This window comes from Maridesulfovibrio spiralis (SeqCode) (genome assembly GCF_048571135.1).
In the GTDB taxonomy this organism is placed as follows: Bacteria; Desulfobacterota; Desulfovibrionia; order Desulfovibrionales; family Desulfovibrionaceae; genus Maridesulfovibrio; species Maridesulfovibrio spiralis.
Window position 1 is genome coordinate 1,994,124 of the sequence record NZ_CP182344.1, and the last position, 23,363, is coordinate 2,017,486.

Annotated in this window: 15 protein-coding genes; 10 read left to right on the forward strand and 5 right to left on the reverse strand. The window is 52.0% G+C overall.

Going from position 1 to position 23,363, the window contains the following annotated elements:
* Positions 1 to 10: 10 nt before the first annotated feature.
* The 5 genes from ACNI29_RS08955 to ACNI29_RS08975 all read left to right on the forward strand — a co-directional run bounded on the left by ACNI29_RS08955 (position 11) and on the right by ACNI29_RS08975 (position 7,185).
* A complete protein-coding gene (locus ACNI29_RS08955; RefSeq protein ID WP_419781863.1) occupies positions 11 to 3,844 on the forward strand; it encodes a DUF2169 domain-containing protein in 3,834 nt (1,277 codons plus the stop codon).
* On the forward strand, positions 3,841 to 4,902 hold the full coding sequence (locus tag ACNI29_RS08960; protein WP_419781864.1) for a pentapeptide repeat-containing protein: 1,062 nt from the start codon (positions 3,841 to 3,843) through the stop codon (positions 4,900 to 4,902). Before ACNI29_RS08955 ends, ACNI29_RS08960 begins: the two co-directional genes overlap by 4 nt.
* A gap of 153 nt (positions 4,903 to 5,055) precedes the next feature.
* The gene (locus tag ACNI29_RS08965; protein ID WP_419781865.1) at positions 5,056 to 5,679 is read left to right on the forward strand and encodes a DUF3540 domain-containing protein; all 624 of its coding nucleotides are present in this window, start codon (positions 5,056 to 5,058) and stop codon (positions 5,677 to 5,679) included.
* A 61-nt stretch (positions 5,680 to 5,740) separates the two neighbouring features.
* A complete protein-coding gene (locus ACNI29_RS08970) occupies positions 5,741 to 6,145 on the forward strand; it encodes a DUF4150 domain-containing protein (RefSeq protein WP_419781866.1) in 405 nt (134 codons plus the stop codon).
* A gap of 266 nt (positions 6,146 to 6,411) precedes the next feature.
* Complete coding sequence (locus ACNI29_RS08975; protein WP_419781867.1) at positions 6,412 to 7,185, forward strand: hypothetical protein; 774 nt, start codon at positions 6,412 to 6,414, stop codon at positions 7,183 to 7,185.
* A gap of 193 nt (positions 7,186 to 7,378) precedes the next feature.
* Here the strand turns inward: ACNI29_RS08975 and ACNI29_RS08980 are convergent, their stop codons facing one another.
* The gene (locus tag ACNI29_RS08980) at positions 7,379 to 8,824 is read right to left on the reverse strand and encodes a type VI secretion system contractile sheath domain-containing protein (RefSeq protein WP_419781868.1); all 1,446 of its coding nucleotides are present in this window, start codon (positions 8,822 to 8,824) and stop codon (positions 7,379 to 7,381) included.
* A 197-nt stretch (positions 8,825 to 9,021) separates the two neighbouring features.
* Here ACNI29_RS08980 and tssJ point away from each other — a divergent pair, with 197 nt between their 5' ends.
* Genes tssJ through ACNI29_RS09005 form a run of 5 tightly spaced genes read left to right on the forward strand, consistent with a single transcriptional unit; the run spans position 9,022 to position 15,978 of the window.
* Positions 9,022 to 9,594 (forward strand): type VI secretion system lipoprotein TssJ, encoded by a 573-nt coding sequence (tssJ, locus tag ACNI29_RS08985; RefSeq protein WP_419781869.1) that lies wholly within the window; start codon positions 9,022 to 9,024, stop codon positions 9,592 to 9,594.
* 4 nt (positions 9,595 to 9,598) lie between these two features.
* Positions 9,599 to 10,978 (forward strand): type VI secretion system baseplate subunit TssK, encoded by a 1,380-nt coding sequence (gene tssK, locus ACNI29_RS08990; RefSeq protein ID WP_419781870.1) that lies wholly within the window; start codon positions 9,599 to 9,601, stop codon positions 10,976 to 10,978.
* Between the two features lie 2 nt (positions 10,979 to 10,980).
* Positions 10,981 to 11,715 (forward strand): DotU family type IV/VI secretion system protein, encoded by a 735-nt coding sequence (locus ACNI29_RS08995; RefSeq protein WP_419781871.1) that lies wholly within the window; start codon positions 10,981 to 10,983, stop codon positions 11,713 to 11,715.
* Between the two features lie 26 nt (positions 11,716 to 11,741).
* A complete protein-coding gene (locus ACNI29_RS09000; RefSeq protein WP_419781872.1) occupies positions 11,742 to 15,248 on the forward strand; it encodes a type VI secretion protein IcmF/TssM N-terminal domain-containing protein in 3,507 nt (1,168 codons plus the stop codon).
* 10 nt (positions 15,249 to 15,258) lie between these two features.
* The gene (locus ACNI29_RS09005; RefSeq protein ID WP_419781873.1) at positions 15,259 to 15,978 is read left to right on the forward strand and encodes a hypothetical protein; all 720 of its coding nucleotides are present in this window, start codon (positions 15,259 to 15,261) and stop codon (positions 15,976 to 15,978) included.
* 20 nt (positions 15,979 to 15,998) lie between these two features.
* Here the strand turns inward: ACNI29_RS09005 and ACNI29_RS09010 are convergent, their stop codons facing one another.
* The 4 genes from ACNI29_RS09010 to ACNI29_RS09025 all read right to left on the reverse strand — a co-directional run bounded on the left by ACNI29_RS09010 (position 15,999) and on the right by ACNI29_RS09025 (position 23,348).
* The gene (locus ACNI29_RS09010) at positions 15,999 to 18,623 is read right to left on the reverse strand and encodes a LamG-like jellyroll fold domain-containing protein (RefSeq protein ID WP_419781874.1); all 2,625 of its coding nucleotides are present in this window, start codon (positions 18,621 to 18,623) and stop codon (positions 15,999 to 16,001) included.
* Positions 18,624 to 18,716: 93 nt separating this feature from the next.
* Positions 18,717 to 19,985 (reverse strand): ABC transporter substrate-binding protein, encoded by a 1,269-nt coding sequence (locus tag ACNI29_RS09015; RefSeq protein WP_419781875.1) that lies wholly within the window; start codon positions 19,983 to 19,985, stop codon positions 18,717 to 18,719.
* A gap of 94 nt (positions 19,986 to 20,079) precedes the next feature.
* Positions 20,080 to 21,945, reverse strand: a complete 1,866-nt coding sequence (locus ACNI29_RS09020; RefSeq protein WP_419781876.1) for a DUF3131 domain-containing protein — start codon at positions 21,943 to 21,945, stop codon at positions 20,080 to 20,082.
* Positions 21,945 to 23,348: a DUF3131 domain-containing protein gene (locus ACNI29_RS09025; protein WP_419781877.1), complete on the reverse strand. Its 1,404-nt coding sequence runs from the start codon at positions 23,346 to 23,348 to the stop codon at positions 21,945 to 21,947. Before ACNI29_RS09025 ends, ACNI29_RS09020 begins: the two co-directional genes overlap by 1 nt.
* Positions 23,349 to 23,363: the final 15 nt, after the last annotated feature.

The window sequence follows — 23,363 nt, forward strand, 5'->3', positions numbered from 1 at the left end:
CCGGAGTGATATGAAGATATTCAAGGAAAAACAACATTCCTTCTTTCCCCGCCCGCTTGGCATCGGGGACAAGTTCTACCTCAGTGTCGGGGTCATGGCCTTTTTTGACCTCAATGATCCCGAAAATCTGCTTGATGAACAGGAACTCTGGAAGACCGTACCCGCGCAGCTTGGCTCCAAATCAATTATTGATCAGGGAGTCCCCAAGCCGCGTGGTGAATTTCTGGTGACAGGTTCCTGTTTTGCCCCGCGCGGACAGCTCCGTCCGGCTTCGCAGGTGCATGTTCGGGTGGGGGAGAAGGAAAAAACACTCAATATTTTCGGTGACCGTTTTTGGAAAAACGGTCTGATCACCGACCCGGAACCGTTTGTGGAAATGCCCGTGGTCTGGGCCAATGCCTACGGCGGACCGGAGTACGCCGAAAATCCGCTTGGCAAGGGCATGGGCAGGGTTCCCATGCCTGACGGCTCTGAAGCTGTGCCTCTGCCGAACATTGAACTTCCGCAGCAGCAGATCGGTTCCCCGTCACAGAAGGTGGACCCTGCCGGATTCGGGCCGCTTGATCTCATGTGGCCGCAGCGGGCCAGCAAGAACGGAACTTATGATGAAAAGTGGAAGAATCAGCGTTGGCCGTTTTATCCTGATGACATGAATTATGAATTTTTCAATGCGGCCATGGAAGACCAGTATATGGACGGATATTTCAAGGGTGGCGAATCTGTTGAGATTAAAAACATGCACCCTGATTTTCCGTTTATTGAAAGTGCGCTGCCCCGCTTGCGCATGCGCTGCTTTGTTACTGTAAATAAAAATTTCAAGCCGCACAGATTTCCGGTGGGGCCACTGCCATCCCACCAGATAAGCGAAGATGAGGAGTTCCGCGAAGTATCCACCCGGCTGGAAACGGTCTGGTTTTTTCCCTCCATTATGCGCGGGCTCCTCATCTATCGTGGAACCACTGAAGTTGTGGATGAAGAAGGTGCGGATGTACTGCGGGTGCTGGTTCGCCACGAAGATCAGGACGGGGAAGAAAAATCCCTTGAGTATTACCGTGATCTTCAGGTCAGTCTTTTGGATCGTGGTGTGGACATAGATATGTCCAAGGCTGAAGAAGCCATGAAGAAAGCGAAAAAGAGTCTGCTTAAAGTTAAGAACATCTCCAAGTTTGCGGATGAAATCAGGCAGAAAGCCCTTGGCAACCGTCCGTCCATGCCCATGCAGGAGCCTGAAGAAATGCTGGCCGGGGCACAGAAGATCATCGCCGGACAGTACAAGACCCTGGACAGTCTGGAAGCAATGGCTCGCAAGGCCCATGCAGAACACGGGCATCTGGTGGAAATAAATCTCGGAATATTTGATAAATTCCGTTCCAAAATTGCGGGGCTTGAAAAGCGGATTTCATCAACCACCGAAAAGTTATCCGCCACCAAAAAACAGATGGAAGCGGCGGCAAAGGATGCCGCGAAAGGAGCTTCGTCCAAAATGAAGGGTATCAAGCCGGAGCTGTTGCAACAGAACGGTTTGGACCCGGATAATCCTGTTCCTGATAATTTTCCACTCCAGAAAAAGGTCAATCCCTGGCACGACCGGGGTTTCCCTCTGGTGGTCCAGTGGCGCAGAAATCTGGAAAATGCCCCGGAGAAGATGAAGCAACTCACCGATCTGGGTATTGAAAGAAAGACCATCAAGCGCATGTGGCTGGGCGTTAACGATGAAGAATTGCATGAGCGTCCGGCAGACTGGGGGCTGGATGGTGATGATGAATTTTCCATTCCCGCAGGGCTGGTGCTGCCCCGTTTTGACGGCCCGGTGCTCAACCACATCAAGAGCAATCCGGCTTCTTTTGCCGGCGGCAAAGAACAGCTCGTTTCAGGTTCTGATGAAGCACCCCTGTTCCTTCCCGGCGCGACTCTCATTGACCTGCCGAGCATGCCTGCAGCCGCAGCAGCTCCGGTGGTCTGCGTTGCGGATGAATTACAGGCCCTGTTCATGGAGCAGGAAGTAGGTGACTTTTGTTCAATTCTGGCTCTCGGATCTCCCAAAGAGAAACCGGGCAAGGATGCAGCCAAGGAACTGAAAAAGGTTGACGCAATTTTGATTGTCCGTCCTGAAAAATGGAAGGAAGACACTAAGCTCAATGAAGAATGGAGCGAGTGGCAGTCCGCATTCAATGATGGTCTGCCGCTGGAACTCGAACATGGTCGCACTGTTTTTGAGTCCCGCAAAAAGGGCAGTGATATCCGGCAGTGGGTGCTGGACCATCTTCCCGCAGAGCATGGGGAGGCCCATGCCGTTTCCATGGCTTTGCCTGAAAAAGGCAGCACCCCTGATGGCGATTTCCTGAAAGGCTTCATGCCGCCGTTTCCTGATGTGAAGGGTTTAGCCAAGGGCATCCATGCCGAGGTGAAGAAGGCTATGGAAGCTAAATTTGCTCCGCTTAAGGCCGAGCAGGACGCCATGCTTGCCACCATGCGCGAGAAAGCCGCCAAGTATGCAAAGTACGGTGTGGACCCATCAAAAATTGCCATGGGTAAAACAGGACCAGAGCAATCCCCTGCTGAGTTTGGTAAAGAAATTGCCGCCAAGATCAGGACTAAGGCTGCTGATTTGAAGCAGCGCAAACTGCTGCCTGCGGATGTTGAGGCCAAAATGGAAAGTCAGGCGGCAGGAGCTGAGAAACTCGGGGCCAAGCTGGATGCGCAGAAGCTGAAGTTGAACCAGGCTTTTGAGGCCAAGAAAGTTGAGTTGGAGGAAGGGCTGAAAAAGCTGAAAGCAAAGAGTCTGCCCGATGCTGCTACCGCGAAGCTTGCGGAACACGGCCTGAGCGGTGATTCCATGCGTGCTCTGACCCGTGAGGAAGTGCAGCGGTTTCACGGGCAGGGTAAATCTTTGAAGGGGGCAGTCCTTTCCGGTGTGGATCTTTCCGGGCTTGATCTCAGCAATGCCGACCTGAGCAGTTGCCAGTTGCAGGGAACCAATTTCAGCGGGTCCGTTCTGGACGGGGCCAAGTTTGTTCAGGCTCTGGGCAAGGACGCTGATTTCAGCAAGGCCTCACTTAAAGGAGCGGATTTCGGACGCGGAGTTTTTAATAAGGCGATATTCAGAGAAAGTGACCTGAACGGAGCTTCGGCTGTGCAGGCGGCGTTCAAGGGTGCTGATTTCTCAAAGTCCGTATTGCACAACGCTGAGTTTGACATGGTTATCCTTGAGAAAACGGATTTTACCGAAGCAGACCTAAAGGGTGCGCGGTTGAATATGTGCATGATCAGCGGCAAGGCGGATCATGCTGATTTCGGGCTGGCTGCGATCAGGAAGTGCATCTTCAAATCCTCCTCTCTCAACGAAGCTGATTTTTGCAAGGCTTCAGTTAACGAAACCCTGTTTAATGATGTTGAGGCCCATAAGATCAATTTCAGTGAGGCCAATCTTGATAAGCTGCGGACCGGGCGCAATTCCAAGTTCAAGGATTGCGATTTCCGCAATGCCACCCTGCGCGGTGCAGCTTTGCGTGAATCTGATTTTACCGGGTCCGATTTTCGGGGTGCGGATCTTGAAAACGGTCTGCTGGAAAATTCCCAGCTGGTCCGGGCTAACCTCAACGGCGTTTCCGCCAAGGGAGCGCGCTTCACCAAAAGCAATCTAGAAGCCGCATCCATGCGTGCTGCCAATATTCACATGGGCGGCATGCGCAAGGCACGGTTGGTGGATACCGACCTGCGCGGCTCCAATCTGTTTGCGGTGGATTTTTACAAGTCCGTGCTCGGCAATACCCGTTTCGAAGCTGCCAACTTAAAGCGCAGCCAACTGCATGGAAAACTCGAACTGCTGGATGATGACTCATGAGCACATTGAATCGAGAACAGATACTTGCGGCCATTGCCGACAACCGGACCCTGCGCGATGTGGACCTTTCCGGTGCGGACCTTTCCGGAACCGATCTCACCGGGGGGCGTTTTTACAACGTGAAGCTGCATGGTGTGGACCTTTCCGGGGCCAATATTCTCAAGACCGGATTCAAGAATTGCGAGTTTAATGAATCACGGTTCGACGGAACCGAGCTGACCAAGATTAATCTGCAAGGCATGAGCTTTACCGGAGCTTCATTCAAGGAAGCTAAAATTCACATGGCTACCTTGCAGAAAGCTGATTTCAGCGGGGCCGATTTTACCGGAGCGGAGCTGACATGGTCCATGGCCCAGCATTCAAGTTTCAAGGGTGCAAACATGAGGTCCATGCAGATTGTCAAATCCGTGCTGTCTCATTCCAATCTGGACGGGGCTGATTTTTTCGGGGCCAATCTGGATCGGGTGGTTTTCAACGGAGCATCATTCAAAGGAACTAAATTCAAAGGCGGGACCTATTTTAAAATGATGATGCGCGGGGCCGATCTGGAGAATCAGGATATCTCCGGGCAGCTGTTTTCTCAGGTGTTGCTCGATAGTGCCAACCTGCGCGGGGCCAACCTTTCCGGTGCTGATATGACCATGTCCAATTTCATGGGCGCGGACCTGACCGGGGCTGATCTTTCAGGTACGGTGCTACGTAGCTGCATGTTCAGCGGTGCAACGTTGCGTGAATCAAATTTCAGCCGGGCCGACATGACCAAGGCCTATTTAGGGGAAGTCGACGCAACAATCGCCGATTTTTCCGGGGCGACCATGGTGCATGCAATCTTTAAAAAGGCCAATTGTCAGGCCGCAAGATTCGTCGGGGCCAGTTTGCAGCATTCTGATTTTTCGTATGCTGACCTGACCCATGCCGATTTCAGCAGGTCCTCCATGTATCGGGCTAAACTGCATTGCATAGTCGAGAAAGATACCCGCTGGGATGGCGCGTCTCTGATTATGCTGCAAGGTACGGATAAAGATTTGGAAGAAGCCGAAAACTGGGTGCATGATTAGAATGCCTCCGGCGGTGCTACCGCGGGTCGCCTTCAGCGGGACCAAAGAAACTTTTTGTAAAAAGTTTCTCTGGACTCTTCAAAAACTTTTATTAGCGCTTCGCGGATTTGTTTGGAAAAGTGACATTGAATTTTCTCAACCTTGGGAGGATATATGAATAATCTGGCTAGGAAACATGAAACTCTCGCTCCGCAGTTGGAATACGGGCGGGTGATTTTGGTGGATGGCGGTCTTGTGGTTGAATCTTCTCTTGGCGAACTTGAAGCGCAGAAGGCTGTCAGCTGTCTGGTCAGCCCTGAAGTCGGGGACAGTGTGCTGCTCTCGGTGGATACGCAGGGCGGGGTCTGGATTCTCTCTGTACTCAGCAGGGCGGAAGCTGGTCCTACTGCTTTGGAAGTTGAGGGGGATCTGACATTGCGCAGCAAAAACGGAAGCCTGACTTTTGCTGCGGATGAAGAGCTTACCTGCATCAGCAGCAAAGCCGCTTTGCATTCAGATGAGGTCGAAATTTCTGCCGGAAAGGTCTCGCTGACCTCGCGCCTGTTCAGCAGCAATGTTGAACGGGTCAAGAAGGTTGCCGGGAATGTGGATGAGATCAGCCGGGAATTTACCCGCCGGGTGGTTAACTATTTTCGGTTCACCAAGGAGCATGAAGATTGTCAGGCTGAGTCCCGCAGACAGCTTGTGGATGAGACCCTGACCATACAGAGCAAAAATACCATGATCGTTTCCGAAGAGCATGTGAAGATTGACGGTGAATTGATCCATATGGGTTAGACCCTGCAAAAGTGAGTTGTGGTTCACTTTTGATGATGGCGATTAAAAAGAGGAGTTAGATATGTTTGCGCTTACCATGGGAGCGGGTGTGGATATGGGCTTTCCCGATGTCTGCCTGACTCCGGCAGGCCCGGTCCCGGTTCCGGTTCCTTATCCGAATATTGCCGAGTCGGCCACTACGGCACCGGCAGCATATAACGTTCTTTGCGATTGCATGCCGACTCTGAACCAGACCTCGCTGGGACTTGTCAGCGAGGGCGACGAACCCGGCGTGGAGCTGGGAGTGGTCTCGCATCTGGAGTCCGGGCAGACTGAATATATCGTCGGCTGTATAACCATCCTTGCCGATGGCATCCCGGTGCAGCGGCTGACCAGCGTGACCGGCCAGAACTGCCTCGGAGTTATGCCTAACGCCCCCGGAATCTGCGCCGTACCCAGTCAGGTAACGGTTTTGACGCTTGGGTGATGCCTCCGGCGGCTGGGGAAGGGGAACTTTTGGGAAAAGTTCCCCTTCCCCAGACCCCATCCCCTCAAAACTTTATAATAAGGCTTCGCCGCTGGAGGCCGAAGCTACTTGTATGCAAACGGATCGCTATCCCACGGAAGACAATTAAAAATTAATCTCAATTTTATATTTAACTTGGCGAAGCCCTAATAAAAAGTTTTGGGATTCTTAAACCCTTTTTCCAAAAGGGTTTAAGGCCCCCGGCAGGGCCCGCCGGGAGGCAATACATGGCAAAAAGTATTTTCATATCTATTCTTGAGAAAGACGAGGCCAAGGGTAAGGGGCTGTTCCAGACAGTCACCCGTTACGGCTTGGGCGTGAACGGTCATTTCTGGTCGGACAATCTGGAAAAGATGGAATGGGCCGGGCCGATTGGCGAGTTGGAGAAGCCGGAGGTCGGCGTCTGGCTGATCAAGGGCAGCAAGGCCAGCTATGAAAACCCGGACATCCGTTTCGGTCTGGGCTTGTTGGCAGCAGCGGTGCAGGCCCGGCGCGGGCACGGTTTTCCGATCCTTTGCATCTGTGATGACGGCGAGCTTGATCCGGCGACTTTGCCGACCATGCTGCGCGGTGTGGAAATTGTGGATGAATCCAAAATGGGCGCAAAGCTGGCGGCCAAGGCCAACATGCCGATCAGGAAAATTGAGGCCGAATACCGTTTTGATCTTTATCCCCTGCCCAGTCTGGGATTGTGGGTTGAAGTCGGTCCTGCTCCGGGCCATGCGTGGAAAGGCGCACTGCTGGGAGTTAGCGACGGCGACATAGCAGCCCACGGCGTGGGGCCAGCCGGACAGTTGCCGGAAAAATGCGTGCTCAATTATCCCATGAAGGGCTTGAAAATGGAAATGGGCGGCAAGGATTTCATCGGCTGGGCGGTGAAAAACGAACTGGCCGAAAACGAATCATACTTCGTCAAAGTAACCGGAACCCCGGATGCACTGATCTTCGGTGAATTCCCGGACGGCGATGACGCAGAGTTTTATTCACTGCAGCTTAAGTAATATATGCCTGCTTCCTCTACTTGGAAGACGTTTTGGCCATGCTCCGCATATAGCTTACAGTGAATTTCTTTGGAATTAACATCAGCGAAGCTTAATAAAAGGTTTTGGGATTCTTAAACCCTTTTGCAAAAGGGTTTAAGCCGCCGGAGGCGAAATCTGTTTATCAAAACGCGAAGCGCATCAAATAATTTTTTTACCAATTAAAACCAAAACTGACTGGCGCGGCTCCGGGCAGGATTTCCGGTCCGGGCGTGAGCGAGATTTCAAGGAGAACCGAATCTGTGGACGGTTCTCCTTTTTTTATGCTCAGGTCGTAAGGTTCCGGGTAGCCCTGTTGTTGCAGGAGCAGGGCGACCGCTTCGGTCAACTGCGGTTCAAGATCAGTGAACTCTTTGCGCTTCTCTGTGGATAGCTGGATCAGAAAATGGATCAGCCTTGAAAGATAGAACCGCAGATTTGCCGGACCGCCATCAATGGATACCGCTCCAAGCAGGAAAGCCTGATCACCGCTGAATGCAAAGGTGTTGATCCCGGCTAACCGGAAATCTTTGATCCGTTCGGTGTAGAGGGGCGGATTAACCGGGCTGGGGTCGCGTCCTTCGGTGAGGGACAAGCCCTCCAGACGGGTACTGGAATGGTTTGCGAAGAGGGTCGCCCTGCCGTTCTCGGCAAGACTGCGCGCGCAAAGGGCCGCTGTTCCCCAGACTGAGCTGACCCAGAGCGGGTCCGGCTCGGACAGTGAAGATGTGAAGTCGCCTTCAGGCTTGTGCATGGTCCGGCCCATTATTTCCCCGGCACAACCGATCACCCAACCGGCCGCTGACTGCTGGCGCAGGGTTTTCCAGCGTCCGTATTCCGCACCTTCAAGCTGCGTGGGGACGAAGGGTAAGCGGTCAATTCCGGCCCAGCTTCCGATTTCAAAGAATTTCGGTCCGAAATCGACCAGTGCAGGAGTTAGAGTTTGTTCAGAAAAATTCATGACTTTATCTAATATTTCTATAGATATTGGAGAGATGCTTAGGCTGTGGTCGAGCAGTGTCATGTCGGGCGGTGAAGTGCTGAGGGTTTCGGTGAGCTTCTCGATTACCGCGAGCAGATTGCTTTCAGATACAGGCACGAGGATGAATTCAACATTGCATTTGCTGCCGGAAGGAACCTGCCGGGCCACGAGTTCCAGTCCCCGCCAAGCTGATTCCATTTTCCTGAAATCCGGATCGCTGAAGATGGCCTGCAAGAGATTGCTTCGGGATTGATTGCCCTGATCGGTGTCGGGTTGCTGCGGTTGACCGCTGTCGACCATGGACAGGATGTCGTCCAGAACTGCGGCCTCTTTCGGGTCCGGGATACTTGCTTGTGCAGGGTGGTGTTCTTTTTCCAGATGCTCGGCGATTGTTTTGAAAGCCGGAAGCCTTTTGATGTTCTTGGGCCGGAAGTCAGCCATCCTGCTGATGGAGATACTGATGGATGCAGCAGGGAATATTTTTTGGTCCAGCGGGATATCCAAAGTGGGGTTCAGCTCGGCAAGGGCCTGATCAACGGAAAGTGTGTCGGTTGTGATGGATGGGGGGTGATCGGTTTCAAGGGCAGGAGAAAAAGGGGCCAGGGCCAGAATTTTAAAAGGGGCCAGTTCGATATGCATGAAGACCTCGCTGGGGTTATATTGCGGATATAAATTAAAACCATATTAGCGCAGTTCGGTCTTTCGAGGCAATAAAGTGTTTCTCTTTTGTTCTTAAATAGTATCAGTCGTCGACATAAATTTATTTTCAGTGTAAATTGGTATTAATTGCTGAAATCTCTTTTGGTGGCTCCAACTATGCAATCGGAGGGCGGATTGTGCGTGGCAGATTAGTGATACCCCTGATAATCATGCTGGTAGCGGTTTGCGGCTGTGGCGGAAATAATAAACCGGTGAATCCTACAACGGTGACAACCCCGGCTTCAAGCCCGGACCAGATGAAATGGACTTATCAGATTAACGCCATTTCCTTTAAACTTGGTGTGGATAAGAACCTCAATGAATATGACGGAGCACCCCATTCCCTGCTGCTCTGTTTTTACCAGCTTTCAAATCTCAGCAAATTCAATGAACTTGCCGGGACTTCCACCGGAATGGAAAAACTGTTCAACTGCACCAGCTTTGATCCCAGCGTTACGCAGGTCAAGCGCGAATTCGTGCAGCCCGGGCGTAATTCGACCATTACCATGGACCGGGCAGAAGGAACAAAGTTTGTAGGCGTTGTGGCCGGATATTACGACTTGCAGGGGAAAGGTTCGCGCACATGGCAGATTCCCATGGATGTCAGCGAAACCGGGATGCTTTGGTGGAGCGATACATGGTATGCCCCGGCAAAGCTTGATGCCATGATCATTCTCGGACCCCATGAAATCCAGAAGGTAGGGGAGTAGGCGTATGCATGCGGACAAGCCTCTTTTCTGGCATCAGGGATTATTTTTACAGCCGCAGCATTTCCAGCTTGCGGACCTGCATCAGCTGCACCGTTTCCGGGCCTTGCGTCAATACGGACTTCCCTATTTCTGGGGTGTCAGCGGACTAAAAATCAGGGAAGGAGCCCTTGAACGCAGGGAATTTGAAGTCTCAGAAATCGAGGTTCTTTTCGACAACGGAAACCTGATAACTTTTCCGGGCAATGCCCACATTGAACCGCGTTCTTTTGATAAGGCATGGGATGATGGCGGCAAACCTTTCACGGTTTATCTGGGACTGCGCAAATGGAATCCTGAGGGAGGCAATGTCGCGCAGGTTGAAGACACCGTCGCCTCGGTGAATACCATGTTCGCTGTTTCCCCGGACCCGGTTGAGCAGCCCGACCTTCTGGGCAGCGGCCCTCCGGCCCAGATAAAGCCCATGCGCTATGTGCTGCGTTTGTTCTGGGAAGATGAGCTGGATGATCTCGGAGCCTATAACATCATTCCGCTGGCAAGGTTGGAGCGTGATGTTCAGGAAGTGCGTCTGGCGGAAAATTTCGTGCCGCCCTGCATCACCCTGAAAGCTTCAAGATGGCTGAATGATATTTTCCGGGACATCAGCGATCAGGTCGCTTCGCGCTGTCGCCGTCTGGAACAGTACAAGAATCCGGCGGGTCTCGGTTCCGGCGATCTTGATTTTACTTCCACAGTTTTCCTGCTGGTCCTGCGGACCCTGAACCGCTATGCCCCGCAACTGGATCACTATGTACAGGTTCCGCATATCCACCCGTGGCATGCCTTCGGCCTGCTGCGTCAGATTATCGGGGAGCTTTCCTCCTTTTCCCGTGAAATGTCAGCCCTTGGCGAAGGCCCGGACGGGCAGAAGGTGCTGCCGGATTACGATCATGAGGACATGGGTCCCTGCTTCGAGAAGGCCCGCGAGATCATCACCAATATTCTTGATAGCCTGACCGCCGGACCGGAACTGATGAGCCAGTTTGTATTCAGTGATCCGTACTTCACCGTTGAACTGCCCGAGCGGGCTTTTGCCGCCGGAAACAGTTTCTGGCTGCTGGTCAGGACCGAGAATCCCGAACAGGCTTTACCGGAGCTTTTAAACATTGCCAAACTTTCAGCAACCAGGGGCATGAGCACGCTGCTGGCCCGTGCTGTTCACGGTATCGGCATTATCCACGAGGAAAACCTGCCGCCCGGATTGCCGCGCACCAAGGGTGCTCTGTGCTTCCGTATTGATACAGAATCTCCGCACTGGGCTGATGTAGTTAATTCGGGAAGTCTTTCCCTTTACTGGGATAGCGCGCCCAGTGACCTTTCAGTCTATATCGCAGCCATGAGAGGGTAGCCATGCATCTTGCAGATTGTTTCCTTGAGCTCTTCACCTACATCAGGCTCCTGACCGGATCGGCAGAAATGGTTGGGGCCGAGTATGTACAGGTGCGCGAAGATGTCGGGAATCTGATCAACCGCATGGATGACCGCAGCGACAGGATTGATATTTCCGAAGAACTTTATGACGAGGCCCGTTTTGCTGTTTTTGCATGGGCGGATGAGGCTGTGCTTGTCTCGCAGTGGAGCGGTGTAAACGAGTGGTTGAAACATCCCCTGCAGCGGGAATTTTATGGCACAGCCAATGCGGGGGAGGAGTTCTTCGAGCGGCTGGACAGACTTTTCAAGCGTAATAACGGTGTGACGGACCAGAGTCTCTTTGCTGATATGGAGAAAGAAGGGGAAGTTGTTGCGGACAGCAGTAACGGTCTGAGTGAAGTGCTGGAAGTTTACGCCCTTTGCCTTTCCCTCGGCTATACCGGGAAATACTTCAGCGAATCCGGTGGGGAGAGGCTTGATGAATTGCGCCGGGAATGTGTGAAGCGCATTCCCGGAGGGCTGGAAAGCTACGGCGGGCCGGCATTTCCGCAATCTTACGGAAGCGGTAAAGTAGCCCCGCGCAAATGTTGCTATGGGCGTATTTTTGATCCGGTTTCACTAATCTTTTTCATTCTGCCCGTGCTGGTCTGCGGCGGGATGTATCTGGCTTATAAGGTTCTGCTTGAGCACAGCCTGAAGCTTTGGTTCGGCTGATTATCAAGGGGTGAAAAGGCGAAAGCATGAAGAAGTTCCTACTCAATCTGCTCAAGATCATATTTATTGTGCTGCTGTTTGTTCTGGCGGCAGTAGCTTCCTATGCCCTTGTTACTTATGCGGGCTGGCCGTGGTGGGCAGGGGCCTGCCTGTTCGGCGGGATTATCGGGCTGGTTGCCGCTTTCTTTTTTATTCGCAAGTGGCTGTTGCGCAGGCGGGAGAAACAGTTCGTCAAGCGCATTGTGGATCAGGATGATTCGGCGATTGCAGCTGCTCCTTTGCACGAACGCTCGCGGTTGCAGGAGTTGCAGACCCGCTGGACCGAGGCCGTGCATCTGCTGCGCAATTCCGATCTGCGTAAGCATGGCAATCCTCTTTATGCTCTGCCGTGGTACATGGTTTTCGGTGAATCCGATTCCGGCAAGAGTACTGCCGTAGCCAGCAGCAGGTTGACTTCAATCCTTTCCGACGTCGGTCCGACTCCCGGTGTTTCCGCTACCCGCAACTGCGATTGGTGGTTTTTTGAAGAGGCGGTCATCCTCGATACTGCCGGACGTTACGCCATTCCCATTGATGAATCGCGGGATAAGGAAGAGTGGGAAAAGTTCCTCACCTTGCTGGTCAAGTATCGCAAGCGTGAACCGCTGAACGGCTTGATAATCACCCTGCCTGCCGACCGTTTGCAGTCCGGGGACGAGGACAGCCTTCATGAATACGGGCGCAGTCTGCGCAGGCGGATCAATGAACTGATGCGTGTGCTGGGCGTGCGTTTTCCCGTCTATGTGCTGGTGACCAAGATGGATCTGGTCTTCGGGCTTAAGGGGCTGGTCGAGATGCTGCCCGCCGAAGCCCATTCCCAGGCTATGGGCATGGCGAACGAGGACATGCTTTCAGACCCGGAACAATTTGTGGATAAGGCTGTTTCCGGGGTGATCGAGCGTTTGCGGGAACTGCGCATGACCCTGCTGGACCGCGAAAATAGTTTTGATCCCGCTTTCCTGCTTTTTGCCGACGAGCTTGACCGTTTGCGGCCGCGTATCCGCGCTTTTGCGGACGGCGTATTCGAGGAAAATCCCTATCAGGAACAGCCCTTGTTCCGGGGGATTTATTTTTCCAGCGGCGAGCAGAGCGGGGAACAGAGTTCGGTCTTTCTGGACAGTCTGCCGTCTTTGCAGAATGTGCAGACCAAATTACCTGGAACGCGTCAGGGCCTGTTCCTGCATGACTTTTTTTCCAAAGTGCTGACCCGTGACCGTAATCTGTTCACGCCTATTATCGAATTTTTGAAATGGAAGCTGCTGACCCGGAATCTGGGGATGCTGGTCTGGTTGCTGCTGCTTTTTGTTGTCTGCGGCCTGTTCAGCATGTCTTTCTGGGGCAATCGAAGCGTGCTTAATGACTTGTTTACGGCATTTCCCAAGCCGCCTGAATTTTCCGAGAGGATTGATGAGCGTATTGCGCAGATGGAAGGTTTCCGCCAGAAGATTGATCATCTGGACAAGCTTAATTCGAATTGGTGGATTCCGAGAATGGGCTTTGATGCCAGCCTTGAAGCCGAGCAGGAAGTCAAAGAGCTTTACGCTGAGGATTTTGAGACAGAACTGCTAAAGCCGGTGGATGATAAACTGACCCGGGCCATTGAAGGGCTGCATGCAGGATCTTCGGAGCAGGTCATAAGTGATTTTGTCAAGCTGCTGGGCTGGCGCATCGACCTGCTGGATAATCGTTTGGAAGGCGGAAAGATCAAACCGCTGGCCTCCTATGAACTGCCGACCGGAAAGGCTATGTCCTTTGCTGTGCAGGGTTTCGATCCTGATTTGATGAAATACTACGCCAGTACCTACAGTTCCTATCTTGCCTGGGGCCGGAACGAGGAAGCTTTCAGGGAGCAGCGGTTGCTCTTGCAGGCAAGGCTGGGCAAGGTCTTCAGTCTTAAGGGTGCTGATTTCAAATGGCTGGTGGATTGGGTTGATTCCAACCCGGAAGTGCAGTCTGTTACCCTTCGCGATTTCTGGGGCGGGCCGCGACTGGATTTTGAAAATGAGGTCCATGTTGTTCCGGCATACACAACCACCGGACATAAAATGCTGACCGACTTTCTGGCGGAATTACGCCGGGCAATGCCGGATGAATCCGGTTTTGAACAGCGGGAAAAGGATTTCTGGAGCTGGTACGCCACTCAATATTATCAGGCATGGTACTCTTTTTCCGAGCATTTCACCGAGGGTGAGCGGCAGCTGTTGACCAAAGACGATTACAACAACATGGCCCATGTCATGGCTAATCCGGACAACCCGTACTTTAAACTGCTGACCAGGATGAAAGTAGAGTTTTCCGGTATCAAGGATCTTAATGAACCGCCGGTTTGGGTGAATGACCTCTTCGATTTCAATATCGTATTGACCCAGTACAAGGCTCTTAAGGCCAAGGGAGTCGCAGAGTCTTCCCAGAAGGCTGAGAATTCCCTGCGTAAGGTCGTAGCCGATCTGGGCGGCAGGATGGCTAAAAATATTGAAGTCCGTATGGAGAGTGCCAAGCAGATTGATGAGTACATGCAGGTACTCAATGATCTGGCCGGATTCACCACCAGTCAGGAGACGGCATTTAAGAGCGCGGCGGCCCTTTATCCCTCCACCGGACAGAGTGGCGGGGATAGCGGAGCGAACAGCAAGTCTCCGGCTGGAGCTGTAAAAAAGAACCCTGTTGATGGCGCAACACGGGCCATGGCAGCTTTGCGGACCCGCATGGGCGGCGGTGGACAGGGCACGCGCATGTTCTGGAATCTGGTTGCCGGGCCGTTGGAATTCATGGTTTATGTGATCACCATGGAAGCTTCCTGCGAATTGCAGCAGCTTTGGGAAGGCAAGGTTCTGGCTGAAACAGCCCATGTGCCTGCTGATAAATTGCGGACCACCCTCTTCGGTAAGAGCGGTATTGTGGATAAGTTTACTTCCGGTAGTGCTGCGCCCTTCCTGAGCAAGGGAGTAAAGGGATGGCAGAGTCAGAAGTGGCTGGGCATTCCTTTTCCGTTCCGTGAAGATTTCTTTGTCTTCTTGAATGACGGAGAGCAGGGTGCGCAGGAGATACAGCCTGAATACAAGGTCAGCCTGTCCACGATACCCACCTCGGTGAATGCCAACGCCACTGAAGAGCCTTACGCCACCATCCTCTCCCTTGAGTGCGGAAGCGGTAAGCAGGAACTTGTTAACTACAACTATTCCGAGAAGATGACCTTCCAATGGAAGCCGGATGAATGCGGGACAACAACCCTGACCATTCGTTTTCCGGGTATTGATCTGGTCAAGACTTACGAGGGCAAGCTCGGTTTTGCCGAGTTCCTGTCCGAGTTCCGTAATGGCGAAGTCAATTTTGCTCCCAAGGATTTCCCTGATCAGGAAAAAGGGTTGCAGGGGCTGGGCGTAAGCAACGTGAAGGTCGGCTATAACTTCAGCGGGGCAGTCCCGGTCATAGAGCTGCTCAAGATCAAGCCTTTGAATGTTCCAAACTTCATAACCGATTGCTGGCAGCAGTAAGGAGGCGGGTGTGCTGACTGTTTTTTACAGAAGATTTTACATCCTGCTTTTCCTGATCTGGCTGGGAGCAGTGTCCTGCATGTTTGTGCTGGCAGTTTGGGGTAATTTTGATTCCTTCATTTACGATTTCAGACAGCCGGTGCGGATGTTTGCGAATAATTCTATTGCGGTAAACGGCTCGCAGAGTCTTATGCAGGTGGCTGATGAAGAAATTGCCTCCGTGCGCCGGGAAGTTGTGCGCGAAGTGCACAAGGTAGAGCGCGAAGCGGAACAGTTCTTTGCGGATAATGCCACGAAACAGACGAATAGCTCTGAGTTAATTAAAGAGGAAATTCAGGCCGATCTGGCTGCGAACAGCACAAAGCAGTCAACTGCCGCCAAAGAATTACCGGACGGCGTTGGACTTCTGGATAAAATCGAGTTTACTCATAGCGGGGAGCAGTTTTTGGCCCGTCTGCGGACTACTCGCGAGGTGGGCCGGGTAACATATTTCCGTATGGAAAAACCGGCACGGCTGGTTACTGACCTGCGGGGCCGCTGGCGTTATGAAGTGCCCAGAAAAACGGAGTTTGTTTCCGGGTTCATCGAGCAGGTTGTTATCGGACAGCATACGGATCGTTTAAGGCTGGTCTTCCATTTTAGAAATCAGACGGCGGGTAACATTTCATATCCGGAGTTGATAAGGACTCCAGAGGGAATCGACATTGTTCTTAACAACGGGAAGCAGTAGAAACTGCTTCCCGTTTCTTTTTAGTTGATCCGCACTTCTTCAAACTTGCCTTCAGCCGGAAGGTTGCCACCAATATCGTTACCGATACTAAGTGATTTGAATTTGGACATGGATTTCGGATTGCATTTTCCGCTTTGTTCTTTGCCGTCGATGGTCAACGCTATTCCCTCGGTATTCCAGGAGACGCTTATCTTGTGCGGTTCCCTTTTCTGCCAGTCTTTGATTTCAAGACCGACTACGCATGCGGGCTTGCCTTTTTCCCAGCGGATGAGTTGGAGAAAGTCCTGCGGGGTCTTTTCCAGATACATGGAACCACGGTTCCAGTCCTGTCCGTTGAAGGCCAGCAGAACCCGTTGCTTACCATTTCCGCCGGACCATTCGGGAATGAAGGTGAAGGATATCTCACCTGAAACAGGGCCGGATGAATCTATATTCGGGGTTACAGCGGTGAAGAATTGATTCTTGCCGGATGACAATCCTTCTGTCTGCATGTCAGCAGTCCTTTTCCCTGCCAGATCAAGGTCGTACCAGTACACCGGAGCAGCCTTACCGGTATCATGAAGCTCGTCAGTGGCTTCCGGGCTGAGCGGGGCCTGAAAAATCATCAGGTCGTCAAATTCAGCCTGTGCCGGGAAGTTGTTTTGGTGGTCAGCGCCCAGATGCAGGGTTTTGAAATCCGGCTGGAACGGTGTCGGCAGTCCGGCAATGGCGTATTCTTTGCCATCAACATAAATCATCGCTTTCTTACGTTCCCAGACAATACTTAGTGAATGCCATTGCCTTGATAGCTCGATGGGCGGTCCCTGAACCATTCCGCTGTAGCCGTCTTTAAAGAATATCGCCTGTAAGCGGTTATCCGGGGTCAGTTCCAAGAAGACGGACCCCTTATCCCATTTGGGGCCTTTGCCCATGAACAGCATTCGTTTGGTTTTTTTGTTTTCCCATTCCGGAAGAATTCTGAATGAAACAGCACCTTCTCCGGCTTTTGTCTTCAGGGCGAATCTGTAGCGCAGGCGTGAATCAGGACCGGTTGCAAATGAAAATTGACCGGTCGGGGTGATGTCTTGCCTGTCGACGATCAAGCTGTCCGCAAGCCCGGAAACAAGGGATTTGCCACCGCTCTTTTCGTCGGGTTCAGTACTGCCGATGCGCAGGTATTCCTGCATACGTCCGGCGTCGTATTTGGTGGCCCTGATGGATTGGAAATGGACTAGGATCGGATTGGTCTTAACCCCTTCTTTGAAGTCTTTATGCTGCTTGATCAATCTGTTTTCAGAAAGCATGGCCGGGATTTCTCCTCCGGGATCGGAAAAGAATTCATGGGCCTGAACCAGCCAGATGGTGCCGAATTTATCTGTTTCCCCGCGCAGGTCAACGTGGCTGAAGGCCTGAATGATTTTCGGGTCGCCATCATCAGGCAGGTAGTAGGTGAAAGGTTCATAAATCCACGGTGCGCTAAGCACTACCGCATCACCAGGTTTGACGTTTTCAGCTATAAAATGTGCCACTTCCCGCCATTGTTCCTTGTCATAGGTTGTGTAGTAGAGCCATAGAGAGTGAACCGTGGCGAGCATAAATAAGCCCGCAACGGCATAGCGCAGTCCACGTGGGGCAAAGCCGGACATGATCAAGCCCAGAAACATGCAGAATCCGGGCAGGAACTGGATAGCGTACCTTTCCACATAAATTGGTGAAAGGATGAGTGAGACTGCAAAAGGTGTAACTACTGCACACAGGAACCACAGGCTAAGGAATAGTGCGCTGCGCACTTCTTGAGGTTGTTCATCCTCTGTACTGAAGCGAGTGCGCAGGGCCGGAATAAGCTTGACTGCCGCGAAAGCCAGCACCGCCAGTACGGCGATCATGAGGGGAAACACTCCGCCCGCAAGCTGGATGAATGTGCGATAGGCGGTGATATGGTCAGGAACCATTACCCATGATCCGGGTCCTTCCCCGCCCAGCTTGGCCAGTACCTGTTTCAGCAGGAAATACATCCACGGGCCGAACAGGACCAGTGCTGCAATATTTACCGCGACCCAGTTGGTAAAGCGTTTCATCCTTTCGCCGCGCCTGAAGCTCCAGTCCACAATGTAGTAGATTTGATGGAAGAGGATGATGAATACGGTGAAGGTGTGGGTATAGAGCATCAAAGCTACGGCTGTGGCATAGTATGCAAAATTGAATTTGTCTTGCCGTTCAATAAATTTCAGTAACCCATGACTGCTCATGAGGATTGCGCAGAGCAACATGGTGTAGCTGCGGGCTTCCTGTGAGAAGTTGATACCCATGTAGGATACCGCCATGAACAGAGCACTGAGCAGCGCGCCGTTGCGGTTCATCAGGCGCAGCCCGATTTTATAGGTCAGTTGGACTGAAATGATGCCGAAAATAGCTGAAATCATGCGCAGTGCTGTTTCTGATATACCGAATATCTCGGTCCAGATGTGCATGATGAACAGGTAGAGCGGCGGGTGTACATCGCGGGCGCAGTACTTGACTATTTCCGCGAAACTCTTGGTGGCATAGGCGACAGTCTGCCCCTCGTCGATCCACAGGCTTTCATCTGCAATGCCGTACACACGCAGCACTGTTGCAAGGAGCAGGATTAACCATAATGCGTAGTTGTTCTTCGAAGCTTGTGCCATTGGATGCCTCCGGCGGCCTTAAACACTTTGGAAAGGGTTTAAGATTCCCAAACTTTTTAATAGGGCTTCGCCGCGTAGTTTGATTAACAGGAGTTAGTCGAGTATTCCCTTTTCTATTTCCATCATTTTGCGTGCGAACTTCAGGGTTTCCATGTTTTCGGCAAGAGCTGATTTGATCAGATCAAGCATCCTGCTGGCTGTATTATACCAGTTTTCCGGGGATTCGTTCAGCTCCAGTCCGCCGGGATCGCCTTTGCTTCGGTTATAAAGTGCCCGTGCAGGTTCCGGGGCCATGCCGGGCAGGTTCTCACCGTATTGCTCGGTGGATTTGCGTGCGGGCAGGATGTATTTATTTTTCAGCCGCATGAAATCAGCCCGTTCCGAGGTAAGATGGTGAAGCAGCTCTAAGGCCTGCTGCGGGTGTTTGGTTCGTTTGTTAATGGCGTAGCCACGGGTCCAGATGTGGTTGACCCTATGCGCTTCGGGTTGGAGCATGGGCAGGAACCCTACAGTGACATGTTCCGGGTGAACTGGGAAACCTACGCCTTTGGAAAGGCTGAGCAGATACCAGACGTAGTTCCCGTTGATTGACATGCCTGCACGCCCGGAACGGAATTCGCCTTCGGCTACTACATGGTCGAATTTTTCATAGTCCGGTTGGTTTTCCTGAATTAATATTTTGAATGTTTTATAGGCGGCGATATGCGCAGTAAGGCGGTCTTCCTCTTCCTGACCGTCGAGCACAATCTGGAGTAGGGTGTAGTAGAATTTATAGAGGTTAAGGCCATTTGAAGGAAAGATCAGCCCTTGGATATTATGTTTTTTATTGATGTAGCGCGTGGCGGCAACCAGTTCTTCAAGGGTCTGGGGCAGTCCTGATTCGGGGAGCAGGTCTTTGCGGCCGTAAAGGTATTGTACCCCGATAAGTGCGGGCAGTCCGTATAGTTCCTCTCCGTATTTGTAGCCGACAACAGCGGGTTGCAGAAAATCCATTCGTTCTTTTCGCGGGAGAGCGTTAAACCATTTACCTATGGGCATGAGCAGCCCTTCCTGAGCGAATGAAGATGCCCAACTGCCGGGAATTTCAATGATGTCAGGCTGTTCCGCTTCGGGGTCCCGCAGCAGGCGGAGAGATTCTTCGCGAATGGTCCATTCACTGTATTCAGGGATAACTTTAATCTTTATTTCCGGGTGGATTTCCATGAAGTCGTTAAGGGAACCTATGTCTGTACTGTTGGTTTCGAAAACGCGGTTCACGTCTCCGTAAATTGTCAGTGTGACCGGAGTATCCGGCATTGGTGATTTTGCGCAGCCGGAGAATAAAACAAAAATGAATGCGAAAAACAAACAGCGGAATGTCATGGTTTATCTCCTACCTACGAGGTGTCCTCAACTCGTTAAAAGTACATTGAAAAGTGTATAATTTTAAAGACCCGTCCGATATGACGATATCCATTTATTTATACATTGCGGCTTCCAGAATTAATCCGTTTGTTTCAAGGGTTATTGCTTTGTTAACTTCGCCGTTATCATATTTCCCGGCCATGAAGCCTTTGTCCTTGTCATGCAGCGGAGAAAGTTCCAGCACCAGTTTGCGGGTGTAGGCCGTGTTGTAAAGAGCATCCCAGCAATATGCTGTTGCGGTGGATGCCCAGAAGAGCGGTAACGGGGTCTCTGCATACTTGCTGACACATTGCCATTCCTTTTTCCCGCCGGAGATGACAATTGTGCTTTCTGCTATCCACGGGCTGCGGTCGATACGTCCGATACCGGCTGCAGTTAGCTTGCCGGTTTTCCGGTAGCGGGCAGCCTGTACCTCGTAAATGGACCGGATCATGCGGTCCTGTTCGCTATCGTTTCTGCCCATTTCCATAAGCATGAGGGTGAACGGGGTCGAGGAAATACCCGGACCGGATTTGTTGAACGGTACATTAATGCCGATTATCTTCTTGAAGCCGAGCTGAGGACCGTAGTCCCTGACTTTCCATGCATCCAGATTCCAGAGCTTGTATATTTCGGCTGCGTATGAGGGCATGCCGAATCCTAATTCTTTCTGCAGCTGTTCTTTATTCAGATAGACGGACAAGCTTGTTATATTGCCGTCTTTAACAAGACGTTCGGTTCGTAATCGTTGGAAAATTTTATCGGTGGCGGCTTTGAATTCAGGCTGTCGTTCAGCTGTTTTTTTCAGCCAGAGCAGCAGTCGGGCAATATCTGTCCCGTTCCAGCCGATACCTGTTGATGTCGGTTTCTGGTCTTCACCGACCATGCGGGCTGAGTCGGCAAAATAAAGTTTGTTTGGGAGTTCATTGTTGTAAAGATCCATGGAAGAAACAGTCTGGAGCATGAGACCAGCGCGTTGTTTGAATTCCGCATCAGTCAGAATTTCAAGATGATGTGCTGCATTGAGAGCTGCAAGTGAGGTCCCTATTTCCCAGACTGTAGTTATAGGATAAAGGTCAAGACCGTTATACAGGCCGGTGGCTGGTTGATAGTTACGCTGGAAATATTTCCAGGCGATGCGTGCAGAGCGCATGTATTGCTCGTTAATTGCGGGCTTGTCTTTCTGTGTTGAAGCAGCATAGGAGGCAGCTGCAGCAGCAGCGCTGTGGTCATTGGGAACAGAAGGAGCAGGAGTGGCTGAGTTCTTCTGCTGTGGAGTCCGGTTGGGGGTAATATTCTGCTCATTCAATTTCCCCGACGATTGTGCCTGCCCCCAGACACCTTCGGAGTAGGGGATAACCGTAACCGGGGCCTGTGCTCCGTCTTCAAGATCATTCCATATCTGGTCGGCAGTCATTTCGCGGCGTAGTCCGGGAGCGGGCTGTTCGTAGTGTTTAAGGCCGAAAAGATTCCAAGCTGTGGCAATGCGTCCGGCTTCAGGGGGCAGGCTGGCGGCAGGTCCGGCAAAGCCCGGAGATTGTCCTGCGCCGACAGCGGCGGAACCGCTGGCGCCCAAACGGGCCATTTCCAGCTGTTGATCCAGAGTGGACCGCACCTGTTTCCAGCTCATGCCGGATCTTGCGAAACGGGCGGTAGCCATGCCCCATGATTCATAGGCTCTGGCATTACCCGCATTTTCTGCGGACCGGGTCGCCATGACGAAAAGCAGTCCGCTGACTTCCGGTGAAATGCCGCGCATGTTGCGGCCCAGATCATCCAGCAGCAGGGCCGCAGGGTCATATTTGCCATTTTTATATAGCGCCACGGCCTCGGCAAAAGTTGGGCTTGAAACCAGCTGTCCAAGCCCGTCGAAGGCAGCGTTGGCTGCGGAGGCCGTGAATAGCAGGATAATTATGGCTATGCGCAGGGACCTTAACATTATATGTCCTCCCTTTCTCTGCCCGGCAGGCAGCGCGGAAAATCGCTCATCGGCAGTTCTTTACGCAGATAGAAATCGATATAGCTGGGTTCCTTGGCAACCCGGACAAGTGGTCCGTCCAGTCTGTGCAATAAGGCTTCAAGAACTACAGCGTTTGTTTCCAGAACCATGACTTTATTGATGCGCCAGTTCTTTTCGTAACGTCCTTCAAACCAGCCGCGCCCTTCTTCAAAAAAGCAGCAGGCTGCCGCGGCCATGATAAATCTTGTGTAGTCCGTATTCCAGATTGCCCACATACCGAAGATTGCCCGGGTGGAGAACATGGCCAGATCGTAATGCATCTCCCCGCCACGGGATATCGTCGGCCAGAGCTTTCCTTCGGCAGTGATAGTTCCGATGACTGCATACGGCGGCTTGTCCACTCCGTTCTCACTGCGGGCGGTCATGATTCCTTCGCGACGGTAGCGTTCTTCCTGAATTTCATAAATCCCACGGGCCAGTTTGCCGCGTTCGAGAGCATCGTTTCCGGTGCGGTGCTCTTCGGGCATACCTATTTTCGTATATCCGAATTCCATACCTTCCAGCAGGAAAGGAGTTGAGGTGAGATAGACCGGAACTCCGGTGGTGATGGAATCACGCGGGTCGTAAGGGATCTTGTGACCGTAAATTTCAATGTATCGCAGCGGTGAGGGGACGGTGGATTTAACATTTACGCCCCACATCTCGTAACCGCGAGCGGCATATCCTTCCCAGCCGAGCCGTCCTTCGTGGATAAATTCAGTCCTGCCGTTAACAAAACGTCCGCTGCGCAAAGTGTCGTCTTTGTCGATGACCATGCAGAAATTCCAGCGCAACACAGCCCGGTCCACGCCTTCCGCAAAGAGCGGATATTTGGTTTTCAGCACCCGCAGCCAGATCAAAAGTCGACCGATATCCATGGAAGAGAATCCGGCCTTTCCCGGTTTCATATCAAAGCCGACCATGCGCCCGGTATGTGAATTGTAAATTAAATTGGGTAGTTCTCCGGCATAAAGCTCCATGGCATTGAGCCATTCCACCAGTTTTCCGACCCTTTGGCAGAAACGGCGTTCGTCAAGAATATCCATCTCATGTGCGGAGATCAGCGCAGAAAGATAGCCTGCAATTTCCCCTATGGATGTGTATGGATAGTTCTCTGCGGCATTAACAAGCCCCGTCTGCGGATTGTAGTTTTTCTCAAAATATGTCCATGCAACTTCGGCAAACAATTGCCCGCGATCGGATAAACGGTGGCAATTGGTCAAAACAATATCGCCACGGTCATCTCCAAATCTGAAACCGCATTTTAGTTTCTCGTACACAGCGCCGCAGCCAGAAAGCAGCAACAGTAAAATCACTAAGATTGTCGTCAGGTATATTCTCATATTATGCTTCCGGCG